The 13,198-nt window shown below is 62.8% G+C and carries 11 protein-coding genes and 1 pseudogene; 9 read left to right on the forward strand and 3 right to left on the reverse strand.

Going from position 1 to position 13,198, the window contains the following annotated elements; genetic code table 11:
• The 3 genes and pseudogenes from lipB to ctaD form a co-directional block, all read left to right on the forward strand.
• Window positions 1-693 (forward strand): annotated as a pseudogene (gene lipB, locus G568_RS0102765) (lipoyl(octanoyl) transferase LipB); the annotation flags it as partial.
• Window positions 694-773: 80 nt separating this feature from the next.
• Window positions 774-1,190 carry a c-type cytochrome gene (locus G568_RS0102770; RefSeq protein ID WP_026756616.1) on the forward strand — a complete coding sequence of 139 codons (417 nt, stop codon included), beginning with the start codon at window positions 774-776 and terminating at the stop codon, window positions 1,188-1,190.
• 177 nt (window positions 1,191-1,367) lie between these two features.
• A complete protein-coding gene (ctaD, locus tag G568_RS0102775; RefSeq protein ID WP_026756617.1) occupies window positions 1,368-3,038 on the forward strand; it encodes a cytochrome c oxidase subunit I in 1,671 nt (556 codons plus the stop codon).
• Between the two features lie 108 nt (window positions 3,039-3,146).
• On the opposite strand, the gene aroB is transcribed toward ctaD, so the two are convergent.
• Both aroB and G568_RS18045 read right to left on the reverse strand, forming a co-directional pair.
• The gene (aroB, locus tag G568_RS0102780; RefSeq protein ID WP_026756618.1) at window positions 3,147-4,262 is read right to left on the reverse strand and encodes a 3-dehydroquinate synthase; all 1,116 of its coding nucleotides are present in this window, start codon (window positions 4,260-4,262) and stop codon (window positions 3,147-3,149) included.
• Window positions 4,259-4,843 (reverse strand): shikimate kinase, encoded by a 585-nt coding sequence (locus G568_RS18045; RefSeq protein WP_310701684.1) that lies wholly within the window; start codon window positions 4,841-4,843, stop codon window positions 4,259-4,261. The genes aroB and G568_RS18045 overlap by 4 nt, the downstream gene beginning before the upstream one ends.
• A gap of 98 nt (window positions 4,844-4,941) precedes the next feature.
• Between G568_RS18045 and G568_RS18050 the strand changes: the two genes are divergently transcribed.
• Genes G568_RS18050 through G568_RS0102800 form a run of 3 tightly spaced genes read left to right on the forward strand, consistent with a single transcriptional unit; the run spans window position 4,942 to window position 7,606 of the window.
• The gene (locus tag G568_RS18050) at window positions 4,942-5,121 is read left to right on the forward strand and encodes a hypothetical protein (RefSeq protein ID WP_037373552.1); all 180 of its coding nucleotides are present in this window, start codon (window positions 4,942-4,944) and stop codon (window positions 5,119-5,121) included.
• The gene (locus G568_RS0102795) at window positions 5,118-6,668 is read left to right on the forward strand and encodes a hypothetical protein (protein WP_051202632.1); all 1,551 of its coding nucleotides are present in this window, start codon (window positions 5,118-5,120) and stop codon (window positions 6,666-6,668) included. The genes G568_RS18050 and G568_RS0102795 overlap by 4 nt, the downstream gene beginning before the upstream one ends.
• A 2-nt stretch (window positions 6,669-6,670) precedes the next feature.
• Complete coding sequence (locus G568_RS0102800; RefSeq protein WP_026756620.1) at window positions 6,671-7,606, forward strand: site-specific tyrosine recombinase XerD; 936 nt, start codon at window positions 6,671-6,673, stop codon at window positions 7,604-7,606.
• On the opposite strand, the gene G568_RS0102805 is transcribed toward G568_RS0102800, so the two are convergent.
• A complete protein-coding gene (locus G568_RS0102805; protein WP_026756621.1) occupies window positions 7,573-8,388 on the reverse strand; it encodes a metallophosphoesterase family protein in 816 nt (271 codons plus the stop codon). The genes G568_RS0102800 and G568_RS0102805 overlap by 34 nt on opposite strands.
• Window positions 8,389-8,458: 70 nt before the next feature.
• Between G568_RS0102805 and G568_RS0102810 the strand changes: the two genes are divergently transcribed.
• From G568_RS0102810 to G568_RS0102820, 3 genes are all read left to right on the forward strand, one after another.
• Window positions 8,459-9,778, forward strand: a complete 1,320-nt coding sequence (locus G568_RS0102810) for an HlyC/CorC family transporter (protein ID WP_026756622.1) — start codon at window positions 8,459-8,461, stop codon at window positions 9,776-9,778.
• Between the two features lie 315 nt (window positions 9,779-10,093).
• Entirely contained in the window at window positions 10,094-12,511 is a 2,418-nt protein-coding gene (locus G568_RS0102815; RefSeq protein WP_026756623.1) for a GcvT family protein, read from the forward strand.
• Window positions 12,512-12,569: 58 nt separating this feature from the next.
• Complete coding sequence (locus G568_RS0102820) at window positions 12,570-13,175, forward strand: nucleotidyltransferase family protein (protein WP_026756624.1); 606 nt, start codon at window positions 12,570-12,572, stop codon at window positions 13,173-13,175.
• The last annotated feature ends 23 nt before the right edge of the window (window positions 13,176-13,198 follow it).

A 13,198-nucleotide genomic window follows, 5' to 3' on the forward strand; every position in this document is an offset into this window, starting at 1 on the left:
CAAAACATGGTCGAGTGGATCATATCAGAGGGGCTGACTGATTACACAGCCGCCGAAACGGTCATGGAAGACCGCGCCGCCGCGATCGCGGCAGGCACCGCGGACGAGGCCATTTGGCTGGTCGAGCACCCCCCCCTTTATACCGCCGGGACCAGCGCCCGGCCCGCTGACCTGACGGACCCGGACCGCTTTCCCGTGTTCACGACCAAGCGCGGCGGCCAATATACCTATCATGGCCCCGGGCAGCGCGTGGTCTATGTTATGCTGGACGTCGGACGCCGGGGGCATGACGTGCGCCGATTTGTGCAGCAACTGGAAAGCTGGGTGATCGGCACGCTGGATAGCTTCAACATCAAGGGCGAAATCCGCGACGGCCGGGTCGGCGTGTGGGTGGCCCGCCCGGACAAGCCGTTGACCGCCTCGGGCGCCGTGCCCGAGGACAAGATCGCGGCGATCGGCATTCGTTTGCGCAAATGGATCAGCTTTCACGGCCTTTCGATCAACGTGGACCCGGACCTGTCGCATTTTTCGGGCATCGTGCCTTGCGGAATAACCGAGCACGGGGTGACAAGCCTTGTTGACTTGGGCCTGCCGGTGTCGATGTCGGATGTCGATGTTGCCCTGCAACGCGGTTTCGAGTCCGTATTCGGACCGCTGAATCACGCCGACGAGGACCGGTTCGCCCTGCGATGAATTGCCCGTTGCACCAAACTTGTGTCAGGCTATGTGTGTAACCTGGAACGCGACTACAACTGCAAACCGTGAGGTGAACAATGAAAACCCTTTTGACTACGGCAGCCCTGCTTGCGTTGGCGGCCCCCGCATTCGCCGAAGGCGACACCGGAGGCGATCCAGCCAAGGGCGAAAAGGAATTCCGCAAGTGCAAAGCGTGCCATATGATCGTGGATGATGAGGGCGAAACCATCGTGCGCGGTGGCCGGACTGGCCCGAATCTGTATGGCGTCATTGGCCGCACGGCCGGCTCCGTCGAGGACTTCCGCTATGGCCCCGGCCTCGAAGCGGCAGCCGAGGACGAATTCACGTGGACCGAAGAGGAAGTGGCCGTATACGTGGCGGACCCTTCTGCTTGGCTTGAAGATCAGGGCTATCCCAAGCGTTCCAAGATGACCTTCAAGCTGCGCAAGGGCGGAGAGGACGTGGCCGCCTACCTGGCCTCCGTCGCCGAATAATTCCCTTTGGGATGATGGCCAGCCAGGGGCTGACCTGCCGGGGGTGCGACAATATTATTTGATCTGGATCAAATTCAGTCATTGCCGCGCCCCCCAAGCCATTCTAAAACATGAATGGAATTCAAGCGCCCGGTCCTGGTGCCCGGCGCTGTCAAACACATAACAGGAGGCACCAAGATGGCAGACGCAGCCATTCACGGCCATGACCACGAGGACCAGCGCGGTTTCTTCACTCGCTGGTTCATGTCGACCAATCACAAGGATATCGGGATACTGTATCTCATCACCGCCGCGGTGGTGGGTCTGATCTCGGTTTCCTTTACTGTCTACATGCGGCTCGAGTTGATGGAGCCGGGCGTACAGTACATGTGCCTTGAGGGCGCGCGCTTTATCGCGTCGGATGCAACCTGCACGCCCAACGGGCACCTTTGGAACGTTCTGGTCACCTATCACGGCGTCCTGATGATGTTTTTCGTGGTGATCCCGGCGCTGTTCGGCGGCTTTGGCAACTATTTCATGCCGCTACAAATCGGCGCGCCCGACATGGCGTTTCCGCGCATGAACAACCTCAGCTACTGGCTCTACGTCGCCGGCACGGCGCTTGGCGTGGCGTCGGTGCTGTCGCCGGGCGGCAACGGGCAGCTTGGTTCGGGCGTCGGCTGGGTGCTCTACCCGCCGCTGTCGGTGAACGAGGGCGGCATGTCGATGGACCTGGCCATTTTTGCCGTGCACGTCTCGGGAGCCAGCTCGATCCTTGGTGCAATCAACATGATCACCACTTTCCTGAACATGCGCGCGCCGGGCATGAGCCTGTTCAAGGTGCCACTGTTCTCGTGGTCGATCTTTGTCACCGCATGGTTGATCCTGTTGTCGCTGCCGGTACTCGCGGGCGCCATCACGATGCTGCTGACCGACCGCAACTTCGGCACGACGTTCTTTGACCCCGCCGGCGGCGGCGATCCAGTGCTGTATCAGCACATCCTGTGGTTCTTTGGCCACCCGGAGGTGTACATCATCATCCTGCCCGGCTTTGGCATCATCAGCCACGTCATCTCGACCTTCTCGCGCAAGCCGATTTTTGGCTACCTGCCGATGGTTTGGGCGCTGATCGCCATTGGCGTGCTGGGCTTTGTAGTTTGGGCGCACCACATGTACACGGTGGGTATGTCGCTGACGCAGCAAAGCTATTTCATGCTGGCCACGATGGTGATCGCGGTGCCAACGGGTGTGAAGGTGTTCAGTTGGATCGCAACGATGTGGGGCGGCTCGATCGAGTTCAAGACGCCGATGGTCTGGGCGTTCGGGTTCCTGTTCCTGTTCACCGTGGGCGGCGTGACCGGCGTGGTGCTCAGCCAGGCCGCAGTCGACCGTGCCTATCATGACACATACTACGTGGTTGCGCACTTCCACTACGTGATGAGCCTTGGCGCGGTGTTCGCCATCTTTGCCGGCATCTACTACTACTTCGGAAAGATGACCGGGCGGCAGTACCCGGAATGGGCGGGCAAGTTGCACTTCGCGATGATGTTCATCGGCGCCAACCTGACGTTCTTCCCCCAGCACTTCCTGGGTCGTCAGGGCATGCCGCGTCAGTACATCGACTACCCTGAGGCATTTGCGACCTGGAACTATGTCTCGTCGATGGGGGCGTTCCTGTCCTTCGCCTCGTTCCTGTTCTTCTTCGGTATCATGGCCTATTCGCTTACTCGCGGGGCACGCGTGACCGAGAACAACTACTGGAACGAGTACGCCGACACACTGGAATGGACCCTGCCCAGCCCGCCGCCCGAGCACACGTTCGAGCAGCTTCCCAAGCAAGAAGACTGGGACAAGCAGCCGGCGCACTAGGCAAGGCACAACACCAAAGTCGAAACGGGCCCCGGAATTCCGGGGCCCGTATTCGTTTGTTGGACGGGATTGTCGGACGCAGGGCGCCTAGCCACCTGCGCCGTTTCTCTAGCCGGTGGAGCCGCGTAAGGCGTCGCTCAACGTTTCGCGCAAGATGCCCGCAGGCACATCCGCCGACACGAAGGCCTCGCCAATCCCGCGCACAAGGACGAAATGAAGCTTGCCGCCCTTGACCTTCTTGTCCTGTGCCATGAGCGCAATCAGATCGTCGGCATCGGGCAAGTCCCCGGGAATATCGGAAAGTTCGGTCTTCATGCCCATGGCCCGCAAATGGGCACGCAGGCGGCTTGGCTCTTCCTGGGGGCACAGCCCCAGGCGCGCCGACAGATCCAGCGCCAGTTCGCAACCTATCGCAACCCCCTCGCCATGCAGCAGCCGATCAGAATACCCGGTCGCGGCCTCCAACGCATGGCAAAAGGTGTGACCAAGGTTCAATAGCGCGCGGTCGCCCTTTTCGGTCTCATCACGAACAACGATTTCGGCCTTCATCTCGACCGACCGCTTCACGATCATCATGCGCGCTTCCATGTCCCCGTTTGCGGCGGCTGCGTTTTTCTCAAGCCACTCAAAGAAACCGCGATCGCCAAGCAGCCCGTACTTCACCACCTCGCCATAACCGGCAAGGTAGTCGCGCTGCGTCAACGTACTCAGAACGCCAATATCAGCCAGTACCATGCTGGGTTGATGAAATGCCCCGATCAGGTTCTTGCCAAGCGCCGAGTTGATCCCCGTCTTGCCACCGACAGAGCTATCGACCTGCGCCAGCAGGCTCGTGGGGATCTGCACAAAGCGCACCCCGCGCCTAAGCACCGCCGCGGCGAACCCGACCAGATCGCCGATCACGCCGCCGCCAAGGGCTATGACAATGTCATGCCGCTCGACATTTTGCTCCAACAACCACTCGGTGCAGCGCGTGAAATGGGGCCAGCTCTTGGTGGCCTCGCCTGCGGGCAGAGTAAGAGCGACCATTTCGATGCCGCCATCCGCCAACCCTTGCCGCAGCGTCTCAAGGTGCAGCGAACCCACGTTTTCGTCGGTGACCACGGCGACACGCGGGCGCCCCTGCAGGAGCGGCGAAATCAGGTCCCCCGCCCGGGTCAGCAGGTCGGCGCCGATATGGATATCATAGGCACGCGCGCCCAGATCGACATGAACGGTTTTCATTCGCTCGGCTCCTGTTGCAGCACATCAGGCCGCTGGCTAAGTGCATTCAGCACGCTGCGCGCTGTTTCCTCGATCGACAGGCCGGGCAGCACATCCACCCGCAGATCCGCCTTGGCGTAGTGCGGCACGCGCGCCTCGTACAGATCGGACAGCGTTTGGTACGGGTTTTGTGTGCGCAGCAATGGTCGGCTATCCTTGTGACGCACGCGCCGCCACAGTAGCGGAAGGCGCGCATCCAACCAGACCGACACGCCATCGCGGTGAATCAGATCCCGGTTGCGTTCGGCCAGGAAGGCGCCGCCACCCGTCGACAGGATACCCGCGTAGCCATGCAAGAGGCGCTCGATAACCTGAGTTTCCTTGTCGCGAAAAAAGGCTTCGCCGTCTCGGGCGAATATCTCGGAAACCTGCAGATTTGCCGCGGCCTCGATCTCGGCATCCGAATCCAGAAAAGGAACGCCCAGCATCGAGGCAAGCGCTTTGCCCACTGCGGTTTTTCCCGCACCCATCATGCCAACCAGCACGACTGTTTTTTTCAGTTCCCAAGCCATTATCCGCCTGTTTCGGCCATCCGCCGCTATTTTTCAATATTTTCGCCTGAATGACGTGAACTTGAGCCAAAGGCCAGATATATGTTTGATAAATGACGGCACACAAATCGTCGCAACAGGCAGGATCCATGCTACGGCTCATCAAGTACTTGTTCTATCTGGCGCTACTAGGGGGAATTGCCTTGGTGGGGTACGCATATATCGGACCATTCCTTGGGGCTGACTTTTCAGCGCCCAAAGAGGACATCACGCAAACGGTCGTGCTACCGCTCGACACGGACTCCCCCGGCAGCAGCGGCGGCGAATGACGCGCGGCGGCGGGATAGCTGCGGCCTGGCTTCTGTTTGCCGCGCAAGGCGCGTTGGCGCAGGAGCCGCTCTCGGCGATCGATTGGCTGAGCGAGCATTCGGCGCCGCCGATCACGCAGCGCGATCTGGACCGATCTTTTGAGCGCGGCGCGCACCCCGGAGTACAAAGCGTGCAGCCCCCAGATATCGAGGTCCTGCCGCTTGAGGTGACGGTCGAGGCCGATGCCGTAGGTCTGGTGTCTTCGCGCGTCAGCGGCCTGCCGTCTGATTTGTGGGCCGGTTCGGATAGTGGCACGTTGATCTCCCTGCTGCGCGAGCGGCGCGTTGCCCGGCTGCCGGCAATGCAGCGGCTGCTCTACACGCTTTTGTTGGCCGAGGCGGAGCCCCCTAAACAAAACGGCAATGCCAACGAGTTCCTCCAGGGACGCGTTGAAAAGCTGATGGATCTGGGCGCACTGGACCCGGCGCTCGCGCTTCTGGATCGTGCTGGGCCAGAGCGGCCGGGCCTGTTTGATCTGTGGTTCGATGCGGCCCTTCTGACCGGCCAGGAGGATACCGTATGCCAAGCATTGCGTGCGCGCCCGACACTGACGCAATCCCAAGCCACGCGCATCTTTTGTATGGCACGGGGCGGGCAATGGGCCGATGCAGCGCTGCTGCTGGATACATCCGCGGCGCTTGGCCTTCTGTCGGAGGATGAGGAAGACCTGCTGGCTTGGTTCCTTGAGCCGGAGTTGTTTCACGGGGTCGAGCCACCGCCGCCACCACAAAACCCGACCGCCCTTGTCTTTCGGCTACGCGAAGCGGTCGGAGAGCCATTGCCGACGACATCGTTACCACGCGCCTTTGCCGTCTCGGATCTGCGCGGCACCGCCGGGTGGAAGGCGCAATTGACCGCGGCGGAGCGATTGGCGCGTACCGGCGCCCTGCCGGAAAACCGGCTGCTTGGCATATACACGGCGCGGCAACCCGCTGCATCGGGCGGGATCTGGGACAGGGTCGAGGCGCTTCAGGCCTTTGACGAGGCGATGCGCCGGCGCGACGCCGAGGCGATCGCCGAAACCCTGCCTGTCGTCTGGATCGCGATGCAATCGGCAGAACTGGAGGTGCCCTTTGCCGCACTTTTCGCAAGCCGCCTTTCACGCATCCCGCTGACGGGATCCGCCGCTGCGCTGGCCTATGAGATCGCGCTGCTGGGGCCGGAATACGAGGCGGCCGCAAGAACAACAGGGATCAAACAGGCAGAGCTGGCGTTCGTGAACGGGCTCGCGCGCGGCTCACCTGCCTTGCCCCAGGCGACCGGACAACTGGAGCGCGCTATTGCCAAGGGGTTTTCTGCTGCGGCCACACCCAAAGGCGTTCAAGAGGCTACCCGGGACTCGCGCCTCGGAGAGGTAATTTTGACCGCGATGCGCCAGTACGAGCAAGGCGTACAAGGCAACCTGACACGCATTTCGCAATCGCTTGCCACGTTCCGCGCCGTCGGCCTTGAGGATATCGCACGAAGCGCCGCGCTACAGCTATTGCTGTTGCGGCCACGGCTATAGACATGGATGACCGGCGCTGGATCTCCACCTTCATCGAGGCGCAGGCCGCCGAACAGGGGGCCTCGCACAACACGCAGCTTGCTTATGCACGTGACCTGCGCGATGTGGCCGAATACCTGGGCACCAGGGGGGGCTTCGCTACGGCAACGCAAGAGGCGATCGAGGGATACCTGATTGCCTGCGAGGCCCAAGGCTTGGCCGCCGCAACGAGGGCGCGGCGATTATCCGCGATCAAGCAGCTCTACCGCTTTGCCTTTGACGAGGGGTGGCGCACCGACAACCCCGCGCAACGCATCGCCGGGCCGGGACGGAGCAAGCACCTGCCCGGCACGCTTAGCACGGCCGAGGTGGACCGTCTTTTGGAGGCCGCAAAACAGCACGGGCGCGGCATTCCCGACCGGCTGCGCAACACCTGCCTGATGGAGTTGCTCTATGCCACGGGAATGCGCGTCAGCGAGTTGGTCTCGCTGCCGCAAGAGGCCGCCCGGGGCGATCCAAGGATGCTGCTGATCAAGGGCAAGGGCGGCAAGGAGCGCATGGTGCCGCTCTCGCCCCCGGCGCGCGAGGCGCTGCGCGACTGGCTGGCCCACCTAGACGATCAAGCCAACCGGGACCGCGCAGAGGGCAAGCCGGTCTCGCGCTTCCTGTTTCCCTCGCGTAGCAAGGCGGGGCACATGACGCGGGTGCGTTTCTACACTCTTATCAAGGAGATGGCACACCGCGCCGGCGTCGCGCCGGACGCCGTCACCCCCCACACGCTCAGGCATGCCTTCGCGACCCATTTGCTGGAGAACGGGGCGGATCTGCGTGCGATCCAGACGTTGCTGGGCCACGCGGACATCGCCACGACCGAGATATACACCCATGTTCTGGAAGAGCGGCTCAGGCAACTGGTGCTGGACAATCACCCGCTGGCCAAGGCGCCGCCACGCAGTTGAGGCGGCAGAACATCCTCGGATGGCCATCGCCCGGTCAGAAGGGCGCGATCATACCCCTGCACAAGACCGGCCTTTTGCATCTGCCGCGCCGCGCCTTGGGCGTCATAGCTCAGGCGCTCGATACGCGGACCCTGCCCCGTCAGGACGGCAAAACGTGTCTGCGGCGCGCCATCATTCGGCGGCAGACCGATCGCACCGGCATTGATCCAATCGGGCGACCCCGGGCGTATGAAAGCAAGCCCGCAATGCCCCGCAATCACCACATCGACAAACCCACAATGTCGTTCAATTTCATGGGATTCCTCGGTAAACACCGCGTCGGCGCTAATCGGCCAGACGAAGCGGCTAATATCCGTTGCGCCTCCATGGATCACGGCGTAATCGCGGCCCGCGTGGTGAAACCGGATCATGTCGGGCAGCTCCGCCATCCATTGCCGGTCGGATGCGCCGATATGGGCATCAGCATGCGCAAACCACCCTGCCGAGAGCCGGTCGCAGGTGCTCCCCTCCTCGAATCCGCAACCGCAGGTCATGGCGCCACTGGCCAGTTGCCGCTCGCAATTGCCCGCAACAACGTGAATGCCGCTGTGCCGGATCAGATCAACGCATTCGGCGGGTTGTGCGCAGTAGGCCACGACATCGCCGGTGCATACCATCCGCCCTGGCGGAATGCCCAGATCATGCGCCTTTTGCATGAGCGCGTGCAGCGCGTGCAGGTTCGAATGCACGCCGCCAAATAGCAGCACCGCACCATCCAGAACGCCAGTGTTGTCAATCCGCATCGCGACAGTCCCTTGATTGACAGGGGTTTCATCCCCATAACCGCATGCAGGCGACAAGGACACAACCCCAATGGACGACACCTCAAGCATGTTTGATGCGGCCTTCTGGATTACCACGTTGGCCATCCTGTTCCTGCTGTTTCTATCCGGCTTGTTCTCGGGATCGGAAACGGCATTGACCGCGGCGTCGCGCGGCAAGTTGCGGGCACAGGCCGACAAGGGATCAAAGGGAGCGCAGAAGGCCCTGATCATAACCGAGGACAACGAACGGTTGATCGGGTCTGTCCTGCTGGGCAACAACCTGGTCAATATCCTTGCCGCATCCATCGCAACGGCCTTGTTTACAAAGCTGTTCGGAGAATCCGGCGTCGCGCTGGCGACACTGGTGATGACGCTGCTGGTACTGATCTTTGCCGAGGTGCTGCCAAAGACTTATGCGATCACCAACGCGGAATCGGCCGCGGCGCGGGTTTCGCCGTTCATCGCTGTGGTGATCCGGGTCTTCGCGCCGGTCGTCGCCGCGGTGCGGTGGCTGGTGCGCGGGTTGCTGCGCGTGGTCGGGGTCCGGACCGATCCTGACAGCCATATCCTTGCGGTCCGGGAGGAAATCGCCGGCGCGCTTTACCTTGGCCATTCCGAAGGCGTGGTCGAGAAGGAAGATCGCGACCGGATCCTGGGGGCGTTGGACCTGGGGGAGCGGGCCGTCGAAGAGATCATGCTGCACCGCAGTCAGATCGAGATGCTGGATGCCGCAAGCGACCCCGAAACCCTGTTGGAGCAATGCCTGCAAAGCAGCCATACCCGGTTGCCGGTCTATCGGGACGATCCGGACAACATCCTGGGCGTGGTACATGCAAAAGACCTGTTGAGGGCGATGCACAAACTGGCATACGGGCCGGATGGATCTCCTACAACTTTGAAAAGGTTTGATATTCTTGACGTCGCGATGCCGCCCTACTTTGTCCCGGACACCACCACGCTGGACGATCAGATGCGCCAGTTCCTGCGCCGCAGAACCCATTTCGCGTTGGTGGTGGATGAATATGGCAGCCTGGAAGGGTTGATCACGCTAGAGGATATCCTGGAGGAAATCGTCGGCGAGATTACCGACGAATTTGACCCGGCCACCGATCATCCGATCCAGAAAAGCAAGGATAATCAATTCCTTGTTGATGGCGACATGACGATCCGAGACCTCAACCGCGCGACCGACTGGTCACTGCCGGACGAGGAGGCGAACACCGTTGCGGGGCTGGTTATTCACGAGGCGCAGATGATCCCGACGATGGGGCAGGTCTTTAGCTTTCACGGCTTCCGCTTCGAGGTGGTCGAGCGCGACGGAAACCGGATCAGCAAGCTCAAGGTCCGGCCGCTCGACCGACCCTCCTGAGGGGGACAAACGTACGAACCGGACATTTCACGACGTGAAACGTACGTTTCGTACGCTTGCACGCGCGCGCAGTTTCTGCCCAGCCGGGTCGAAGGCGGGTGCATCGCGGATCACCGCCGGGTCCGCCCCTATTTGATACCGCCGCGATCAGAGTACGAGCCGTGTGCGCGGCGTTGAATAAGCCACCTACACCACCCCGCGTCATACCAGGGCAAGCCCTCGAACTTATCCACTTGCGACATAAGGTGTCGCCTTTGGGCTTGCCTGCCCCCGGCAGGGGCGAAAGGGTTGTGGCACGCAAACGGGAGGAAGCTCATGAAATCCACAGCGCGTGTTGTCGTCATCGGCGGCGGGGTCGTCGGGTGTTCGGTCCTGTATCACCTGACCAAGCTGGGCTGGACGGATGTGATGCTGCTGGAGCGGTCGGAGCTGACCAGCGGCAGCACATGGCACGCGGCGGGTGGGTTTCACACCCTGAACGGCGATACCAACATGGCGGCGCTGCAGGGCTATACGATCAAGCTTTACAAGGAGTTGGAAGAGATCACCGGCCTGAGTTGCGGGCTGCACCATGTCGGCGGCGTAACACTGGCCGACACGCAAGAGCGGTTCGACATGCTGTTGGCGGAGCGGGCCAAGCACCGGTTCATGGGGTTGGAGACCGAAGTGATCGGCCCAGAGGAAATCGCCAAGATAGCACCGATCACCAATCTAGAGGGTATCATCGGCGCGCTTTACGATCCGCTGGACGGGCATTTGGACCCGTCGGGCACCACCCATGCCTATGCCCGCGCGGCGCGGATGGGCGGCGCCAGTATCGAGACGCATTGCATGGTGCGCGCCACCACGCAGCGCACGGATGGCACCTGGGACGTGGTGACGGACAAGGGCACGGTGCATTGCGAACATGTCGTCAACGCCGCCGGCCTTTGGGCACGCGAGGTGGCGGCGATGGCGGGCGTCTACCTGCCGCTGCACCCGATGGAGCACCAGTATATCGTCACCGACGCGGTGCCAGAGATATACGAGCGCGACAGCGAGCACCCGCACCTGATGGACCCGGGTGGCGAATCCTACCTGCGGCAAGAGGGGCGCGGTTTGTGCATCGGCTTCTACGAGCAGAACGCGCGGGCCTGGGCGGTGGATGGCACCTCGTGGGATTTCGGGCATGAGTTGCTGCCCGACAACCTGGACAAGATCGAGGACAGCATCGCGTTCGCCTATCGCCGCTTTCCGGTGCTGGAGCGGGCCGGCGTCAAATCGGTGATCCACGGGCCGTTCACCTTTGCCCCCGATGGTAACCCGCTGATCGGGCCGGTGCCGGGATTGCGCGGCTACTGGTCGGCGGCGGCGGTGATGGCCGGGTTCAGCCAAGGCGGCGGCGTGGGCCTGATGCTGGCGCAATGGATGGTCGAGGGCGAATGCGAGCGCGATGTCACCGCGATGGACGTGGCGCGCTACGGGGACTGGATCACGCCGGGCTATACCCGGCCCAAGGTGGTGGAGAATTACCAGCGCCGGTTCTCGGTCAGCTACCCGAACGAGGAATTGCCCGCCGCGCGGCCGTTCCGCACAACGCCCATGTTTGACATTTTCGATGGCATGGGCGCGGTCTTGGGCCATCAGTACGGCCTTGAGGTGGTCAACTATTTCGCCCGCGACGGCGAAGCGCGGTATGAAACCCCGTCATTCCGCCGGTCCAACGCGCATGACGCTGCCGCGCGCGAGGTGGCTGCGGTGCGCGAGGGTGTGGGCATTAATGAGACGCACAACTTTGGCAAGTACCTTGTCACCGGGCCCGGTGCGCGCGCGTGGCTGGACAGGATCATGGCGGGGCGCATCCCCAAGCCCGGGCGCATGAGCCTGAGCCCGATGCTCTCGCCCAAGGGGCGGCTGATGGGGGATTTCACGATCTCCTGCCTTGGTGCGGAAAGCTATCAGTTGACTGCCAGCTATGGCGCGCAGGCATTCCATATGCGCTGGTTCACGCAGCATGGCGCCGACGGCGTGCATATCGAGAATGTCAGCGACCGCCTGACAGGGTTCCAAATTGCCGGACCGAAGGCGCGCGAGGTATTGCAAGATTGCACGCGTAGCGATGTATCCGACATGGCGTTCATGGATGTGCGCAAGATGACCCTGGGCATGGTGGATTGCCTTGTGCAGCGCGTCAGTTTCACCGGCGATCTGGGCTTTGAGCTCTACTGCGAGCCGATGGCGCAGCGCGCGCTGTGGCAGGTCCTGTGGGCCGCGGGGCAGCCGCATGGCATGCGCCCGTTCGGAATGCGCGCGATGATGTCGCTGCGGCTGGACAAGTTCTTTGGCGCGTGGCTGCGCGAATACGGGCCCGATTACACGCCTGGCGAAACCGGCATGGACAAGTTCATCGCGTGGAAGAAAGAGGCCGATTTCATCGGCCGCGACGCCGCCGAGGCCGAGCGCGCGGAAGGCCCGGCGCGGCGGCTGGTGGCGTTCGAGGTCGAGGCGCGGGATGCCGATGTCCACGGGTACGAGCCGATCTGGCTGGATGGCGAGGTGCAGGGGTTCTGCACCTCGGGGGGGTATTCGCACCATGCGGGCAAATCCATCGCGCTTGGCCTGATCCCGGCGGCGCGCGCGGACGAGCCGGAATTGCAAGCCGAGATCGAGATACTGGGAAAGATGTGCCCGGCCAGGCGTCTGAACGCGCCGCTATTCGATGCGGACGGGCAGCGCATGCGCGGCGGGGCTTGATCGGCCGGCGCGTGTGCCGTTTCATGGCGGGCGAGGCACGCAAAAGGCCGAGGACGCGATGACACCGATCCTGATTCTGGCCGCTGGCGCCTCGCGCCGGATGGGCGGGGCTGACAAGCTGTTGCAATCCGTGGCGGGGCAGCCATTGCTGGAGGTAATAGTCGGGCGCGCCTGCGCTGCGGGGCGCGACGTGTTCGTCGCCCTGCCCGGCCCCGACCATCCGCGCGCCGAGGTGATTGAAGGCACCTGCGCACGCCCCGTCTGGGTGGCGGATGCGGATGAAGGCATGGCCGCATCGATCCGCGCGGGCGTTGCCGCCCTGCCACTAGGCGCGCCGGGAGTGATGATCCTGCCCGCCGATATGCCAGAGTTGACCGAGGCCGATTTGCGCGCCGCGCTCGACGCGTTCGAGCAGGCCGCGCCGCCGCGCCCGATCCTGCGGGCAACCGATGAGGGTGGCACGCCGGGGCACCCGGTGATCTTTCCCAGCGACCTGTTTGCCAAGCTGCGCTGCCTTGCGGGCGACGAGGGCGCGCGCGGCGTGGTGCAGGCGCATAACGACCGCGTGGCGCTACTGCGTTTGCCGGGCGGACATGCCACCACCGATCTGGACACGCCCGAGGCGTGGGCGAGCTGGCGCGCAGGTGGCGGCGGTGAGGGCTGATTCGAACCCTTCCAAGAAAAAGG

Origin of the sequence: Sediminimonas qiaohouensis DSM 21189, assembly GCF_000423645.1 — a bacterium.
Taxonomy (GTDB): domain Bacteria; phylum Pseudomonadota; class Alphaproteobacteria; order Rhodobacterales; family Rhodobacteraceae; genus Sediminimonas; species Sediminimonas qiaohouensis.

Coding starts and splice junctions, on each gene's coding strand:
- G568_RS0102805 (WP_026756621.1), bottom strand. CDS start 8,388: ATGCGGATTGACAACACTGGCGTTCTGGATGGTGCGGTGCTGCTATTT.
- G568_RS0102820 (WP_026756624.1), top strand. CDS start 12,570: ATGACACCGATCCTGATTCTGGCCGCTGGCGCCTCGCGCCGGATGGGC.
- G568_RS0102810 (WP_026756622.1), top strand. CDS start 8,459: ATGGACGACACCTCAAGCATGTTTGATGCGGCCTTCTGGATTACCACG.
- G568_RS0102795 (WP_051202632.1), top strand. CDS start 5,118: ATGACGCGCGGCGGCGGGATAGCTGCGGCCTGGCTTCTGTTTGCCGCG.
- ctaD (WP_026756617.1), top strand. CDS start 1,368: ATGGCAGACGCAGCCATTCACGGCCATGACCACGAGGACCAGCGCGGT.
- G568_RS18050 (WP_037373552.1), top strand. CDS start 4,942: ATGCTACGGCTCATCAAGTACTTGTTCTATCTGGCGCTACTAGGGGGA.
- G568_RS0102770 (WP_026756616.1), top strand. CDS start 774: ATGAAAACCCTTTTGACTACGGCAGCCCTGCTTGCGTTGGCGGCCCCC.
- G568_RS0102815 (WP_026756623.1), top strand. CDS start 10,094: ATGAAATCCACAGCGCGTGTTGTCGTCATCGGCGGCGGGGTCGTCGGG.
- G568_RS0102800 (WP_026756620.1), top strand. CDS start 6,671: ATGGATGACCGGCGCTGGATCTCCACCTTCATCGAGGCGCAGGCCGCC.
- aroB (WP_026756618.1), bottom strand. CDS start 4,262: ATGAAAACCGTTCATGTCGATCTGGGCGCGCGTGCCTATGATATCCAT.